Source organism: Pontibacter ramchanderi (assembly GCF_002846395.1).
In the GTDB taxonomy this organism is placed as follows: domain Bacteria; phylum Bacteroidota; class Bacteroidia; order Cytophagales; family Hymenobacteraceae; genus Pontibacter; species Pontibacter ramchanderi.
On record NZ_PJMU01000002.1, the window covers coordinates 13705 to 29929 of the forward strand.

The following is a 16225-nucleotide window of genomic DNA, read 5'->3' on the forward strand; positions in this document are numbered from 1 at the left end:
ATGGTTCGGCAGGTATAGCAAGGCCCCGCTTAGATAAGTAAGCGGGGCCTTGCTATTTTCTGGTAAATTTAATTATTCTTAATTCGCTTCTTTTTGCATTGGTGAGGGGGTCTAGTTTCTCTATTAGGACTAGGCTACTTTTTTTGATTTCTAATTACATAAGTAGTTATCCCTGATGTCCTTTCCGCAGGCATGAGGGCATCGCCTACTCTCCTAAGAATTATTTTTGATGTTGCTTCACGATAATAACGCTCGGTATTTTCGCTTACAGTACTTACTATTAGGTCTATACCTACGAGCCCTCCCGCACTACTAATTGAAAGTCGGTAGACGATTTTACCTCCATCAGAAGTTTGGTCTCCGATTAGACACTTAACTTCGTAACCCCCTCACTTTGATGTAATGGTTTCAAGCTATCAGGTATAGCAATAGTTCATTGCCCAGAAGTAGTGCCTATGGAAAGGACCTAAAGCAGTATGCTAAAACAGAGTATCGCAAATTTTATCTCATTAATTTTAATTGGATACAAATATTCCGAATAGCAACACTTTTAGCAAACCACATTAAAACAACACCGACACCTGCGTGCGCCCGGTGTGTACTGCCCCCACACTATTGGCTTTGCGGCCATCATAGTTGAGCGAGATGTTAAGCCCGTTACTCAGGCGCTGCTGCACATTAAAAGACCAGGTCAGGTTATTGCCGGGGCGAAGGGCATTCAGGATCTCATACCCTACATAGGAGTTCATGTCGCCGTTAAATTCAATATTCACCCAACGTACCAAGCCTGAAACCGTGCGTTTGCTCACTTGGCTCAGCTTTGTTTCCAGTCCCAGTTCATGGAAGGTAGCTTGTTGCTCGGCATCGGCGGGCGAGAGTTTGTCTTCGCGCAGGGCCAGTTGGTAGGTTCCTGTAAAACGCAGCTTCGCATTCGGCTGATAAGCCAGTTCCGGCGTCAACTCATTCGACACAATGCTGAAGTTCTTCGAGCTCAGGAAATTAGAACGATTGTCTCGCACGTTTTGGGCCAGGCTAAGCTTCGAGCTTAACACCTCGTTCAGGTTCAGTCGGGCGATCAACTGGTGGTTACCCACACTGCGGGTCTCAGTGCCGTTTGCCAAAAGCGATTTCTGCTGATTCTGCTGCACCGTATATTCCAGGCCATACTTCGGGTTGCTCCGGTTAAAGTATAAGGTATTGCGCAGCGACTTCACCAGCGAGATCAGGAACTCGTCCTCAAAATCCTCACTGAAAGGATTGAAACGGTTCATTACCTCATCGTCCGTCGTTTTTTTGTCGATGCTCACAAAACTCAGGGCCGAAAACTTGGCCATGAACCCCTTGAACCCCTCCGCACTGCGCCAACTGCGGGGTACGTTGCTGTTCAGGCGGTAGGTAAAGCGGTTAGTGTAGGCGTTGATGTACTCATCTGTGGGCAAAAATACTTTGATGAAACGGCGTTGGTCCACAGTCTGGGCCTCCAGGTAATCGTTCAGGTCGTTGGGGTTGCCGCCATCACGGAGGTAATGCGTGCCCTGCCCCGGCATGGTTTCCCTGAAAACAAAGATGCGCTTTAGCTCACGGCCTGTCCCCACCGAGTAACTCATCTCCGAGCGGAAGCTGCCATCCAGGAAAGAGGTATTCCAATCGATGCGCGACTGCACGGTTTCTTCGTCCTGTCCCTGCTCCAGTTTCAGATTACGGTAAGTGGCCTGCAAGGCAATGTCGCTGTCGCGGCCATACCTGCGCTGGAGCATGGCATTGTAAGTCTGTCCCACTTCCGGCGCCCCCATTTCTCCCAGTGCGGTTGGCCGCAAGTCGGTGCGGTAACTGTAATCGACACGGAAACGGGTTTTGGCGGTATCAGGACTTTCCACAAAAAACAGGTGCTCGTCAAAATACATGGCTGAGCCCGTTACAGAGTCACTACCAATGGCGGTAAGTTTGTTTTTATCGAAGCTATACCTGTAGCCGGGCTCAATTTTGCCGAGCCTATACCTGGCGCCTACATCGCCCCTATACCACTCCGACTCGCGTGTAGCCTGATTGCTGTGTAGCATAAAGAAGCTGTTGCGCAGTTCCAGTTTGCCAAACTCGCGGTGCAGGTCCAATTGGTGCTGTGTACCATCCACCTGCTGGTGTCGGTAGCGGCGGCTGATGCGGTAGTTGGCCATATTCTTGGGGCCCAGTACCGCTCCTACCGAGAAGTTGAAAATGTGGTCTTCGGCTTTCTGGTTGGGGTTGTCCAAGCTCCAGTCGCGGTCAAATTCGATGGGGCGGTAACGGTCGATCGGCTCAAAGTTCACATCGGTGTATTCGTAGTTGAGCGTACTGTTGAGGCGGTACTTACCCAGGAAAGACAGTTGCCGGTCCTGCAACGCATACCCTACCCGCATAGCCGCTCCGTTGTCATCCATGGCATCGAGACGGGAAAAGCGGTTGAGGTCGTTCTGCGAAGCGGCACCTTCCAGGAAGAAGTTCACGCCTTTTTGCAACTCGTAGTTTCCTCCCAGCGTGATCAGCTGCTTTTTGCGGGGAGTGGGCAGTATGCGTACCGGCGCATAGTTGCCCTGCGGCACCCCATTCACCGGTGCCACCCAGCGGTATACCCTGCCATTCACGGCATTGCTGGCCGCCACGTAGTTGCCCCGGTTGGCTCCAACTTCCGAGAACCGCACATTATAGATCGCCGAATCCGGATTACTGGAGAATACATATACTTGTTCAGGTATACCATTTACCAGTGTGTCGCGAAAAGCATAGAGTACCTGCGCCGGATCAAAGGGCACCTGCGTTGCTCCCGGAACTACAGCTTGGTCCAGGCTATCGCCTATACCTGCCAGCAAGCGTTTGTCTTCGTCGCGCAGGTCGAGGTGCAGCAGGTTATTAGGATTGTCGGACTCGTTGTAATAGTTAGCGTATACCTGCACTTTGCCCAATTGCTGGTAGTGGCTGGCGTGGTAAATACTGCGGCTGTAGTTGAGGTCAGAGTACTCGAAATCCACCCTAATACGGGAGTTCTTAGTGATGACGTGCCGTGTGGTAAAGGTAATCTCGGCCTGGTTATAGTCGATCACATAATCGAAATCGAAGCCACGGGTCAGCAGGCGGCCGTCCAGAAATACACGCTCCGAGTTAGCCAGCACAATAATGAAGCGCTCATTATTCGGACCTCTCAACCGGTAGGGCCCCTGCACTCCCTCCAATGCCTCCACAGCCTGCGAGGCAAACTTGCCTTTCGACACCGAAGCCGCTACCGTCGTCGTGCCCAGTTTATCAGGCGACTTCCCGAAAGTAGTCTCGAAAGCGCCTCCCTGCACGTTTTTGTAAAACTGCATGAAGTACGAGGGTTTGCTGCGCAGCACCACATCGCCTGCCGAGAGTTGCCATTGCTTGTGCTTGAGCGTAATGTATACCCGGTCGAACTCGTTCAGCTGTTGCGTATTCCCCTCCGGCTGAAAAGGGATGTTCTGATCGGTAATGGCCGCTGTGATGTCGATGTCGTCGGTCAACTTTCCATCGAGCTGCAGGTTCAGGGCAGAGTTCACAAACACATTCTGGGTGTTGCCAAAAGAGATGCCACGTGAAATGCTACCCGTTTTGTTCAGGCCGGGTGTTTTAAAAATCTCTTCCCGCTGGGCAAAATCCTCTTTGTACAACTCGGTTGGCGCACCGCTACGGTCCAGTTTCATGATGTCGCGGCGGTAGGCAGGCTTGGCGAGACTGAGCGGCAGCGTTCTATAGCATACCAGCACCGAGTCAGGCATAGGTACTACCGTTCCGAGTGTGTCGATAATCTGGTAAGTGGGAGCCGGGAACTCCGTCAGTCTGAACTCGTGGGTATAGTAATTGTAGTCAAATTTAAATTGGTCTTTGCGAGGGCCCACAAAAGTAATGGTGTTGACATCGATGGTCAGCGTATCGAGCTGCTGTGGGTAATCGGTCAGGTATAGCCACTTGCAATGGCGGTTGTTCACAGGTGCCTGAGCCAGTACGGAAAAACTCAGCAGCAACAGCCATACTCCGATGACAACACTCCGGATCATGTAGTGGCCAGCGGTAAAGAAATGTAAAACGTCGTCCCCTCTCCCTCTTCTGTCACAAACCAAATGCGACCACCCGCGTTTTCAATTCCTTTTTTGGCAACAGCCAAGCCTATACCTGAGCCCGTATACTTGGTGCTGAAGTTAGGTATAAATACTTTATGCTGAATCTCAGCAGGTATACCGCTGCCATTATCAGCAATAGCGACAAGCGCTGTGTTATCTGCTTCAATTTTAAGATCAATCTTGATTAACGGCTTCCGGTCGGCAGGAACCGCCTGTATTGCATTTAGCAGCAAATTGTTGAAAGTCCGTACCATCAGCGCCTCATCAGCCATCACCATCACGGGCTCTTCAGGTACACGCAGCTCCGTTTTCACAGAAGCCGGATTGGTGTGCAGGTCGGCGGCTTTATGCAGGGCTGCCCCCAGGTCCATCAACTCGGCCTTCGGCTCAGGCATGGAAGTAAAGTTGGAGAACGAAGTAGCAATATCGCTGAGGATGTTGATCTGGGTGATCAAGGTATGCGAGATCTTGTTGATCATCTGCTCCGTGTTCGGGTTCTTTTCTGCAATGGCCTTCTGGAGGTACTGCAGCGAAAGTTTCATCGGCGTGAGCGGGTTCTTGATCTCGTGCGCTACCTGCCGTGCCATCTCCCGCCAGGCTGCTTCCTTCTCCCGCATGGCCAGTTCTACCTTGTTCTGCTCCAGCGTCAGCAGCATGCGGTTATACTCATTTACCAGCATCCCGATCTCATCAGCTCCTTCGTAGGCCAGCATTTCGTTTTTACCTGTCAGAGAGGTATGTTTCAACTTGTCGGCGAGCATACGCAGCGGCACCGTGAGGGCTCGGGAGGCGAAAAAGGTGAGGATGATGAACACGATGAACATGACTGTGAAGATGTTCATCGTGGTTGTGATCAGTTCGATCAGCTTCAGGTCCAGCTGGCGCTCCGAGTCAAAGAAAGGTATACCGATAAAGCCGATCAGCTTTTCCGGGTCGTTGTCGGGGCGAAGTGGCAGGTATAGCGCATTAAAACTAAGGTTTCCGGCGTGCTCATCGGCCAGTACCCGCAACGCCTGCCGCTCCGATATGGCAGCAAAAGCATGTGGGTTCACAAGCTTGGAGAGTAGACCCGATTCAAATATCAACGGCTGGCTGGTAACCAGCAAGCGACCGGTACGATCATAAAGGCTCACATCGGCTTCTGACAAAGCGGCGATGGAGGCAACACGGCGTAGCAAACGGTTTCGGTCAGGAAGCACTTCGAGTGTAGTCGGTCTGCTGAGATGGTCCTGTATGGCCTCTCCCTTTTTCTCGTAAGACGACAACAGGTCTTTCTTATAAGAGCCCGTCACTAAACTCGCTGTCACGATGCTCACCAACATCAGGGGAAGCAGAATACCGAAATTCAGGAAAAGCTGGATCTTGGTACTGAAGTTAGGTTGGAAATCGCGCAGTCTCTCTCTGTTCAGCAAAATATAAAGCACCGCCACTATGATCAGGCAGCCGGTGAAGAACAAAAACAGAAACGAAAAATTAGAAAGCACCTCGCGGGCACCGTATTTACTCGTCGTGATGATCACAGTCGGACCTGAGTCCGTCTTCACGCCTAAATGGTGAAAGCCATCTTCCGTTGCTCCCTGCTTGTATAGTTCACTTTTCTCTAACTGGCTCCGATCGAAATTAGTGGCGTAGTCAAACTCCCCTTCGCTGTAAGTCAGCCTGCCCTTTTCATAGATCCCGTAACTTAGAATATCAGCCCGAAAAGGTTGCTGATGCTGCTGCCCGGCCAGGAGTTCTGGCACCAGGCTGTTTGGCAGCAACTCCTTTAGGCTCAACTGCAACACAATAGTACCGTACTGCTGCGTCCCCAGTGGCACTTCAATCAGTTTCAGGTAAAAACGGGTATGCGGCCGGGCCGGATCGTTGACCAGGTATAGATTCGTATATTCAGTTCGGTTAGAGGTGGTCGCATACTTTTGCCTTAGCTCGTCCAAAGTGGCTGCGGTGGTATCGGCACTTTCCAGCGTTCGTCCCTGGCTGTCGAACAAGAGTATGTTCGCCTCATACTTGTCAAAATAGTCTGGCAGAAACTGGCGGGATATCTTTCGCTTGATGAAGAAAGCATCCACATAAGGGCCTTTCATCTTGGATTGAATTAATACATCCTCCGACACACGCACTGCTACGTCTTCTTCCAGCAGGTACTCCGCCAGCACATCGTTACCCTGCATCAGGTCAAACGCAAACTTCTGCTTGTAAGCCAGCAACTCACTTTGGAAGTGCGTGTAGAGCGAGGCAGCACCCGTCAGGCTACTCACGACGATGATCAGAAAAAAGAAAAGGTAGGTACGGTAAGGCAAACTGATTGCCTGCCGATGCTGCGCTGCTAACAAGATGATGCTCCAGAAAACTGTTCCAATCAGAATAACTGGTACCCAAGGCACGTCCAATAGCACTGCCAGTGCAACAAGCGTAACTGCAATGATTAACAACACTTTGTATGGCCGCCATGCGTCTGATTTCCGCAGCAGCACATTCACAACCGAAGCCAGCATATAGGCAAACAGGCTGAGCGCTACGGTATGCAAAAACATCAGGCTATACATCACCAACTTGTAGCGCTCCAAAGCAATGGATTGGTTGATATCGAGTGCTAGCGGGGAGTTGTGATAGATGCCGTAGTAAAAGCGAAATAAAATGGCCAGCAACACAAAGAAAGCAAGTATGGCTGCCCCCAGCAATAAGTTGCTTTTTTGTGGGGAGTACGCTTTCACAGCTGCTAACACTTCGTTCTTATGAAACAGATAGTAAGCTGCCCAGGCAACTGCAACGAGCAGCAACACATTCAAGGCCAGGTCGCCAACAGAAGGAGACCAGAAAGAAGCAGCGTATAGACGCGGATCAAATAATTCTGTCTCAACGATGAGAAAAGGTAGGTTGAGGAACAAAAGCGCAAAGCGAAAACCCACCAGCAGCCCCAGCAATAGCACAATGCCCTGCGTATAGCGTTGGCGCCTCAAAAACAACCGGCACACGGAGATACTGAACCAAACAAACAGGATGGTTCCAAAAATAAGTAACACTAACTGCAGGTTATCAAATCCAGCATCAACTCTTCCCGAGCCATGATCAATTGCGAAAAGAAAGTCACCCTGGTCGGTCGTTACCTGCGGCAGTCGTCCCGGATTATCAAGTACCAGCCGCACATCGGCTGTGCCGAAAATACTCTTTTGTAATCCTGAGGCCAGGTAATCGTTGGTAATGCCGTAATCAACCTGCAGGGGTATGTAGGTAAAAATATGATAGCCATGGGCACGGTGTGGCATGACTACGAACGTACCGTAACTGTTCCTAACTGTCGTGATGGAACGTATGGTGGGTGGTAAATCGAGGTCGGGAATAACGGTATGGTCTGACCAGTAAACCAAGCGTCCATTCTTATAAACAAATGTGGGATAATGCGTCTTGGAGAGGAGTTTTGTAAAGTTGATCTTATCCTTTTGAAGCAATTTACCCAATTGGGCAGATTCCTGTTGCGCATCCGACAACAGCGCCAGTACCCGCGCTGTTATATGTTGCTGAGTTTGCTCTCTGTCTGCTTGAAGCCAGGAAGCCGGGACCCTATAATGCAAAAAGGCTGTAGCCGCAAAGCACAGCACCGCCAGAATAAATAAAATAAAAGGGGTATAATTCCGGTTCAAAGCAACATGGATTATCCACGAATTTAAGCAATTCGTGCTGTAAGTGCATGACGTAAAAGTGGCTAAAATGTAAGCAACAGCCTGAAGTTAGGTTTAATTCCGGAAACTGCTGCAAATCCGCAACCACAACGGATCAAATTTCACTCCAGAAAAGCACTCCTTTAAAACAAATAACCACACACAGCTTGAAAACCTGCGTGTGGTTATTTATAAACAGATAAAACCTAACGGTTAAATTACCTACGAAAGAAGGCTTGGACTATTTACCTCAGCTTAAGCCATTCTGGCTTTCTTCTTCTGATTGCTTTTGTACCAGAGGAAACCGACAGTACCAACCAGCACATAGGGGATCAACATAAGGTAAAGGATTCCTGTATTCAGGCCTGCTCCAACCTGTGAGTCAGAGTCAGTGCTGCCAGTACCTACATTTGATTCCACGGTAGCGCGACACATAGCGCATTGGCTATATGCCTCCGTAGAAATTAAATTCATGGCAAGCACCATGATACCAGCAATAAATATTTTAAGAAATTGGCGTTTCATAATCATTAAACAAGGGTTTGAGGTTCCTGGTTCTAACTATAATACGGAGAAATCAGCACATAGACAAGTACACCGGTCACAGCTACGTATAGCCAGATAGGGAAAGTCCATTTTGATATGCGGCGGTGGCGTGCAAACTGCTCTGATAAGGCAAAGTACATCGACAGCAACACCAACGGCACGATCACAACGGCTAAGACAATGTGCGTTAAGAGTATAAAGTAGTAAAACAACTTCAGAAAACCGTCGCCTCCATACATGGTGCGTTCGCCCAGGAAGTGATAGGTCACATACGACACCAGAAAGATTGCAGAAAGGCCAAAGGCCGTAGCCATGGCATTGCGATGCGCCTTTTGATTGCCTTTGCGGATGTTATAATAACCGATAACCAATGCACAAGCCGTCAAAGAATTTAGGATGGCATGCAGCGTTGGTAGAAAAGAAACATCAACTGTACCAGAGCCCTCCTTCGGCATAAAGAAAAGCATGGCTACCACAACCGGAATTGTTACCGACAAGATAGCAATCAGTACTAAGAACTTTTTGTCGTTGCCAGTTACGGGACTATTTTGATTTGCTGTATTCATCTAAAAGCACTTTAATTTCCAGTATCAGACGGTCAACATCCTCCTTATCTGTACCATCATAAATTCCTCTCACATACCTGTTTTTATCCACGAGCATAAACTTTTCGCTGTGTATAAAATCCTGCTGACCTTCTACCTTCATAACAGGCAAATAGAAACCTTTCTGAGCTAAGGTGTATATTTTTTCACGGTCACCTGTCAGGAAATACCATTTCTTGGGATCTGCTCCGTAGCGCTCACCATATTCATTCAGAACTTCCGGGGTATCGTGCTCAGGGTTTACTGTAAAGGAGACTAATTTTACCTGTTCTTCGTCCTGAAAGGCTTCCTGTACCCTCACCATTTGGGAAGACATAGCCTTGCAAATATCAGGGCAGGTCGCAAAAAAGAAATCTGTTACATAGATATAACCATCCAGATCTTCCTGCGAAATGGGAAGTCCTTGTTGAGAGGTGAATGTAAAAGGCGGTACCTGATTAAAAAGCGTATCCCCCTGGGCATCCCGGACGACGTCACCCGTAGCGGTTACTTGCGGGAAATATTTACGGAGCGTGAAATGGTGTTCACCGAAACTACCGATAAATATAAAAATAAGAAGAGGCACTAATAATAGGATACCTAATATTAGTGCCTTTGAGTTACTCATGTTCAGTGTACTTAGTTAAAGTAATTTACTATCGAATCAAAGTAATAGCTTCCTTCAGCGATCAGGGCTACCATTAGCCAGATAACAAGGGCCAGAGGAATTAATATAGACCAGATGAGTGCCTTTACCTCATGCTTTAAGTGCATGAACTCAGCTACGATATAGAATGCCTTGAAAATCGTCAAAATAATGAAGATCGCATTTCGAAGTGTGCTCGCATCCATGGTGAAGGCGAAAAGGAATTCGATTGCCGTAAGACCAACCAGAATAAAAAAGGTTTTCCAGATTACTTTAGTCTGCGCCTTTGGAATATCGCCGGTCTGATGAAAGTCGTGAGAATGATCTGTATGAGCTGCCATAATTGGTTTATATTTTGATTGTCGCCTCGCCTTTCAACGCAGGCTACAGTTGTTTTACAGTATACCTTAAGATTTAGATCAGATAGAAGAAAGTAAATACAAATACCCAAACAAGGTCTACAAAGTGCCAGTAAAGACCAACTTTCTCTACCATTTCATAGTGTCCGCGTTTTTGATATACTCCGTTAACCGTGTTAATAAACACCATGATCAACATGACAACACCTGAAAATACGTGCGTTCCGTGGAAGCCTGTGATAAAGAAGAACAAGTTTGCAAACAATGGAGGACCATACTGGTTCATGGTCATGTTAGCACCATAAATACGGCTTCCGTCAGCCAGCAACATACCTTCGTCTGTACCTACGATAAAGTGCGTCCACTCCCATGCCTGACAACCAAGGAATATGCTACCGAACAGGATAGTCCACAATAACCACTTCTGAACATCATTCTTGTCCATGCGATGGCCTGCCTCTACTGCCAGTACCATGGTAACGGAACTTAAAATGAGGATCATGGTCATTAACGCCACAAACGCCAGTGGTAGATCCACTCCATGAAAACCAGGGAAAGCATTGAATACTTTTTCTGGTATAGGCCACCACTCAGTGGAGAAGGTGAAATCTTCCGGACGTCCGGTATACGGAACGTGCGTGTGACGAGAAAGACCGTAAACAATTAGGAAGGCACTGAATGTAAACGCATCAGAAAGCAGGAAAAACCACATCATGAGTTTTCCATAGCTCGCTTTAAGTGGTTCGTTACCACCATCCCATGTACCTGTTTTAGGTTCTTCCAGCGTAGTTGATGTAGACATAGTTTAATATTGAAAAAAACGTGTTTAGTGATTTAGTCTCAAAAATATATACAAGTATAGCCACAGGCCACCCAGGAAGTGCCAATAAATGGTGCATAGCTGAATACGCAGCATGCTCTTCGAGTGAACTCTATAACGTAAACTTGACAATATCACGGCGCCTAAATAGATAAGGCCTGTGATCAGGTGAAAACCATGCACACCTGTTAATACATACATAAATGAACCAGAAGGGTTACTGGACTCTCCTCCGAAGTATACATTGTTGTTTACTAGTTCAGCCCAGCCGTTCCACTGGCCAACAAGAAAAGCAACACCTAACCCGAAAGTCAAATAGAGCATTAAACGCAATCTGGCAATATTGTCCTGCGCAGCTGCATTATGAGCAAGTTGCATCGTCACGCTGCTCAGGGCAATGATCACAGTGTTAATCAGAAGGATGTTTGGCAGGTCGAACTCCAACCAGTTGCCCTCCGCACGACGCACCAAATATGCGCTCGTAAAGGCTGCAAACATCATAATTATACTAATAATAAGCAACCACAGCGCAAATTTTAATGGATGTATTCCGCCTGTGTTGTTCTCCTCCCCAAATGATTTGGCAACCATATCCATATCCTAAATTTTATCTAAAACAAAAGCTATCTGCACAATAGGTAAATACAAAAATGACCCAAACATGATGTTCATTGCCGCTTTGTTAGTACAAGTGCGCATTAAATGAAACGTCTGAGCCAGAAATAATACGCCACAGATGACAGCGATCAAAGCAGAGGTAGTTCCTGTCATACCAAACTGCAGGGGCAGCAAACTAAGCGGAATCAGCACTAGGGTATAGATCATGATTTGAAAAGCTGTTTTCAAGTTTTTTCCGCCCTCCATTGGGAGCATCTTGAAACCGGCTTTTTTGTAATCCTCGTCCAACACCCAAGCGATTGCCCAAAAGTGTGGAAACTGCCAGATAAACTGTATTCCGAAAAGAATCCAGGCCTCTACACTTACAACGCCTGTGGCAGTCACCCAACCGATCAGGGGAGGTAAGGCACCAGGTATAGCACCGACAAAGACATTTATCGGGCTGATACGCTTCAACGGTGTGTAAATGAAACCGTAAAGAACGAGTGACAACAGAGCAATAGCTGCTGTTAGGGTATTGAAGAAACTGCCCAGAATCCATAACCCTCCTACTCCGATAAGTGCACCGAAAACAGCGGCTTCTGTAACACTAAGCGTACTGGTAGGAAGCGGCCTGTTAGCAGTGCGCTTCATTAGTTTATCAAGATCCTTCTCCAGAATCTGATTCACTATATTGGCTGCACCCGTTACCATTAAGCCACCCAGCATTACTAACGCAATCTGAATCCAACTCCCTCCCGGATGCCCCAGGATGTAACCAATTGCACTTGAGAAAGCTACTGTAAAACTTAATCTAAACTTCAGGAGTTTAAAGTACGCTGATGCCTTTTGTGCCATACCGGCCAGAGACAGTACCGATTCTGATCTATCTGTAATCATTAGTTAAGAACCACTACCGGTTTTTGAACCTCTTTCCTAGAGGCGTAGTAATAAAAAATCAATATTAAGAACTGAACACCGAACAGCAAGGTAGCTATCGTTAGGTGCAGCGGCTGCAAAAACGCAGGTATAGCAAAATAAGCCATTATAATCCCAAAAGCTATTTCTGCTACAAGCAGCACCATCATCCAATTCGTCATCATATTCAACTGACGGTCTTTTAGCTTATAGATCAAATAAGCCATGTAAAGGTGCATCGCCAGTAACAGGATAGAAAAAGAACGGTGGATATAGAAACTCAACCCAAGCTGGTCTACCCATAGGTCTCTGTTGCTACCGTTCATCTCAAAAGCCACAACATCAACTTCCTCACGCACTTGCGTTCCAATCAGAATCTGGGCAAACGTAGCTAATGCCACAAGCACTATGATGAATAAAAGTTGCTTCGAAGCTTTGAATCGTGGAGCTATAAAAGCAGCCTGCGATCTTATAACCGCATACTGCAGTAGGGCTACAATTACCAAAGCCAGCGCCATATGTATTGTTATGGTAACAGGCAAAAGATTCGTAGAAACTACTATTGAACCTAGCCAACCCTGGAAGCCAACCAGCACAAAGCTGAGTAGCGATAGGTAAAACACAGACTTATCTGTTTTAAGATAAGGTATAGCGTACACTACTGTCAGGAAAATAAGTATCCCGATCACTACCCCTACCAATCGATTGATGTACTCAATCCAAGTCTTGGTTACATTGAAGTCTGTTTCAATGTGCTGAAGCGGATGATCGCGTAATTCACCGGCTACCTCATCAAAACCTATCTTGTCCAGAAACCCGGCTAGTTTCTGATTTTTGTCTACACGTTGTTCCTTGTAGACCTCCAGATAGTTATCTGGTAATTGGCTAACATCAGTTGGAGGAACCCAACTGCCAAAGCACTTAGGCCAGTCCGGACATCCCATGCCTGAGCCCGTGCTTCGCACGATTCCTCCAACCAATATTAGAAAGTATACAGCTACTACTGTAAGTACTCCAATATTTCTAAACCTTTTGTATGGAAAAGATTTATTTATCATTTAAGCTATTCTAAATCTCTCTCGTAAGGCAGGTTCGAAGACTGCGTCTGAGAGAAAGGTACGTGCTGTGGAATATAATCTTCTGCAGCACCTGGTTTACTGTAATCGTAAGGCCATCTGTAAACAGTTGGAATCTCACCTGGCCAGTTACCGTGACCTGGATTAACCGGCGTTGTCCACTCCAGTGTATTGGAATGCCATGGGTTAGCAGTGGCACGACGACCTTTGAAAATACTGTAGATAAAGTTGAACAGGAAGATCAGTTGAGCAGTAAAGCCCAGGATGGCTGCAATACTGATGAAGCTGTTCAAATCCGTGAAGGTGTTGAACGCGTCGAAGCCTGTCCATGAGTAGTATCTTCTTGGGAAACCAGCTATACCGATGTAGTGCATTGGCATAAATACCAGGTAAGCAGACAGGAATGTTAACCAGAAGTGAACGAATCCAAGTTTTTCGTCCATCATACGGCCAAACATCTTCGGGAACCAGTGGTAAATACCGCAGAACATACCAAAGAACGCAGCAGCACCCATTACAAGGTGGAAGTGAGCAATAACGAAATACGTATCGTGCAGCTGAATATCAAGCGCTGAGTTACCAAGGATAATACCTGTCAAACCACCAGATATGAAGAGAGATACGAAAGCAATTGCGAACATCATGGCCGTCGTGAAACGGATATTACCTCTCCAAAGCGTAGCAAGCCAGTTAAACACCTTCACGGCTGATGGTACCGCAATAATCAGTGTCAGGAACATGAAAACTGATCCCAGGAATGGGTTCATACCTGTTACGAACATGTGGTGCGCCCAAACTACGAACGAAAGCAAGGAAATACCCAGCATAGAACCGATCATAGCTCTGTAACCAAAGATTGGCTTACGAGAGTTTGTTGCAATTACCTCTGATACGATACCGAAGGTTGGAAGAATAACGATGTATACCTCAGGGTGACCCAGGAACCAGAACAAGTGCTGGAACAGGATAGCGCTACCACCAGTATTTGCCAGCGCCTCACCAGCGATATAGATATCAGATAGGAAGAAGCTTGTACCAAAGCTACGGTCAAAAATCAATAGAAGCGCAGCAGAGAAAAGAACCGGAAATGAAAGAAGACCCAGGATAGCAGTCAGGAAGAATGCCCAGATAGTAAGTGGCAACTTCGTCATAGACATACCTTTTGTTCTCAGGTTAATAACAGTAGTGATGTAGTTTACACCACCCAGCAATTGAGAAACGATGAACAGAGCCATACTGATCAACCACAGTGTCATACCCAAACCAGAACCTGAGATAGCCTGTGGAAGCGCACTCAATGGCGGATAAACTGTCCAACCACCGCCTGCAGGGCCTGTTTCGATGAACAGTGACATAAACATAATCACACTCGCCAGGAAGAAAACCCAGAAAGAGAGCATGTTCATGAAGCCTGACGCCATATCTCGTGCGCCAATCTGCAACGGAATAAGGAAGTTACTGAACGTACCTGATAAACCCGCTGTCAATACGAAGAATACCATGATGGTACCGTGCATTGTAACAAGGGCCAGGTAGAATTCCGGATCAAGCTTACCATTTACGATCCATCCGCCAAGGATAGGCTCCAGGAAAGTAAATGTTGCCTCTGGCCAACCAAGTTGCAGACGGAAGATGATAGAAAGGAAGCCACCTATAAAGCCCCAGAATATACCTGCAAAAAGAAACTGCTTTGCAATTACCTTGTGATCCTGGCTGAAGATGTACTTCTCAAAGAAGTTTTGGTCGTGATGATGATCATGCTCATCGTGAGCGTGATGCACATCCTTATTTAGAGAGATATCTGTACTCGACATTGTTGATTTTATTTAATGCTACAACTCTGTTTTTACTTCTTCTGCACTCTTCTCAAGAACCACCTGATCTTTGGTATCCTGTGTGAACTTTGTAAGAAGCTGTGGATTTTGCTCGATAAAAGGCGTCTGCGAAGCTACCCACTCCTCATATTCCTCAGGCTCGTCAACTACTAAGATAAAGCGCATTGCAAAGTGACCGCGACCGCAGATCTCAGTACAGGCTAATTCGTAATTAAATTCAGAGTTACCAGTTTCGGAACGCATTTCAGCTGTTGTCTTGGTTGGCACAAACCAGAATTTGGTCGGCATACCTGGAACAGCATCCATCTTTACACGGAAGTGTGGTAAGAACACACTATGGATCACGTCACGAGAACGTATCTTCAACAGAACAGGCTTCCCTTTTGGCACATGGATCTCTCGCGGCATGAAATCATCCATTGAGTTTGGATCGCTAAAGTCTACTCCTATCTCGTTCGTAGCGTCGATCAGGTGTACATTGGCCTCCCCTAATTTTCCATCTGCACCCGGATAGCGCACGAGCCAGCTAAACTGCTTACCCATTACTTCTATCACAACAGCATCGGCAGGCGCTGCACTTGTAATATTTGCCCAGGTTTTCCAACCAGCAAATACTAAGATTGCCATTACAACAGCTGGAATCATCGTCCACACAATTTCCAGTTTGTTGTTGTGTGGGTAGTAGTAAGCACGTTTCTGGTCCTTGTGCTGGTATTTGTATGAATACCAGAAAAGAAGAATCTGCGTGATCACAAACACGATGCCTATTACGATCATCGTGGTCCAGAAAAGGCTATCAGTCCATCCGCCGTGAACAGAAGCTAATGGCTGGTTCATCTCATCCCATGCATCAGCAAAGGACCAGGCGAATGCTGCTCCTCCACCTATTAGGAAGAGTAGCATCAGCAGGCTATTTACTTTATTACTTGTTTTGGTGGTCCCGACAGCGCGCTGCGACGATCCTCTAAAAATGGAGGCTAGCGTACCTATCCTGAATAGCAGGAAAAGGATTACTAATAACAGAACGATGGATAAACCTATGGCTAACGTAATCATTGTATAATGCTTTTAGTATG

General features: G+C 47.0%; 12 protein-coding genes. All 12 read right to left on the reverse strand.

The window, feature by feature from the left end; all coding sequences use genetic code 11:
• Positions 1 to 563: 563 nt before the first annotated feature.
• Entirely contained in the window at positions 564 to 4046 is a 3483-nt protein-coding gene (locus BD749_RS06870) for a hypothetical protein (protein WP_101443681.1), read from the reverse strand.
• Positions 4043 to 7477, reverse strand: coding sequence for a sensor histidine kinase (locus BD749_RS06875; protein WP_245868884.1), 3435 nt, complete (start codon positions 7475 to 7477; stop codon positions 4043 to 4045). Before BD749_RS06875 ends, BD749_RS06870 begins: the two co-directional genes overlap by 4 nt.
• Positions 7478 to 8023: 546 nt before the next feature.
• Complete coding sequence (locus BD749_RS06880; protein ID WP_317046346.1) at positions 8024 to 8293, reverse strand: hypothetical protein; 270 nt, start codon at positions 8291 to 8293, stop codon at positions 8024 to 8026.
• A gap of 32 nt (positions 8294 to 8325) precedes the next feature.
• On the reverse strand, positions 8326 to 8880 hold the full coding sequence (locus tag BD749_RS06885; RefSeq protein ID WP_101443683.1) for a DUF420 domain-containing protein: 555 nt from the start codon (positions 8878 to 8880) through the stop codon (positions 8326 to 8328).
• On the reverse strand, positions 8858 to 9526 hold the full coding sequence (locus tag BD749_RS06890) for an SCO family protein (RefSeq protein WP_101443684.1): 669 nt from the start codon (positions 9524 to 9526) through the stop codon (positions 8858 to 8860). Before BD749_RS06890 ends, BD749_RS06885 begins: the two co-directional genes overlap by 23 nt.
• An 11-nt stretch (positions 9527 to 9537) precedes the next feature.
• On the reverse strand, positions 9538 to 9885 hold the full coding sequence (locus BD749_RS06895) for a cytochrome C oxidase subunit IV family protein (protein WP_101443685.1): 348 nt from the start codon (positions 9883 to 9885) through the stop codon (positions 9538 to 9540).
• 73 nt (positions 9886 to 9958) lie between these two features.
• Entirely contained in the window at positions 9959 to 10705 is a 747-nt protein-coding gene (locus BD749_RS06900; protein WP_101443686.1) for a cytochrome c oxidase subunit 3, read from the reverse strand.
• A gap of 24 nt (positions 10706 to 10729) precedes the next feature.
• Complete coding sequence (locus tag BD749_RS06905) at positions 10730 to 11320, reverse strand: cytochrome c oxidase subunit 3 (protein ID WP_101443687.1); 591 nt, start codon at positions 11318 to 11320, stop codon at positions 10730 to 10732.
• A 3-nt stretch (positions 11321 to 11323) separates the two neighbouring features.
• The gene (cyoE, locus tag BD749_RS06910; RefSeq protein WP_101443688.1) at positions 11324 to 12220 is read right to left on the reverse strand and encodes a heme o synthase; all 897 of its coding nucleotides are present in this window, start codon (positions 12218 to 12220) and stop codon (positions 11324 to 11326) included.
• Complete coding sequence (locus BD749_RS06915; RefSeq protein WP_101443689.1) at positions 12220 to 13296, reverse strand: COX15/CtaA family protein; 1077 nt, start codon at positions 13294 to 13296, stop codon at positions 12220 to 12222. The genes cyoE and BD749_RS06915 overlap by 1 nt, the downstream gene beginning before the upstream one ends.
• 5 nt (positions 13297 to 13301) lie before the next feature.
• Positions 13302 to 15128, reverse strand: coding sequence for a cytochrome c oxidase subunit I (locus tag BD749_RS06920; protein ID WP_101443690.1), 1827 nt, complete (start codon positions 15126 to 15128; stop codon positions 13302 to 13304).
• An 18-nt stretch (positions 15129 to 15146) separates the two neighbouring features.
• The gene (locus BD749_RS06925) at positions 15147 to 16205 is read right to left on the reverse strand and encodes a cytochrome c oxidase subunit II (protein WP_101443691.1); all 1059 of its coding nucleotides are present in this window, start codon (positions 16203 to 16205) and stop codon (positions 15147 to 15149) included.
• Positions 16206 to 16225 lie beyond the last annotated feature (20 nt).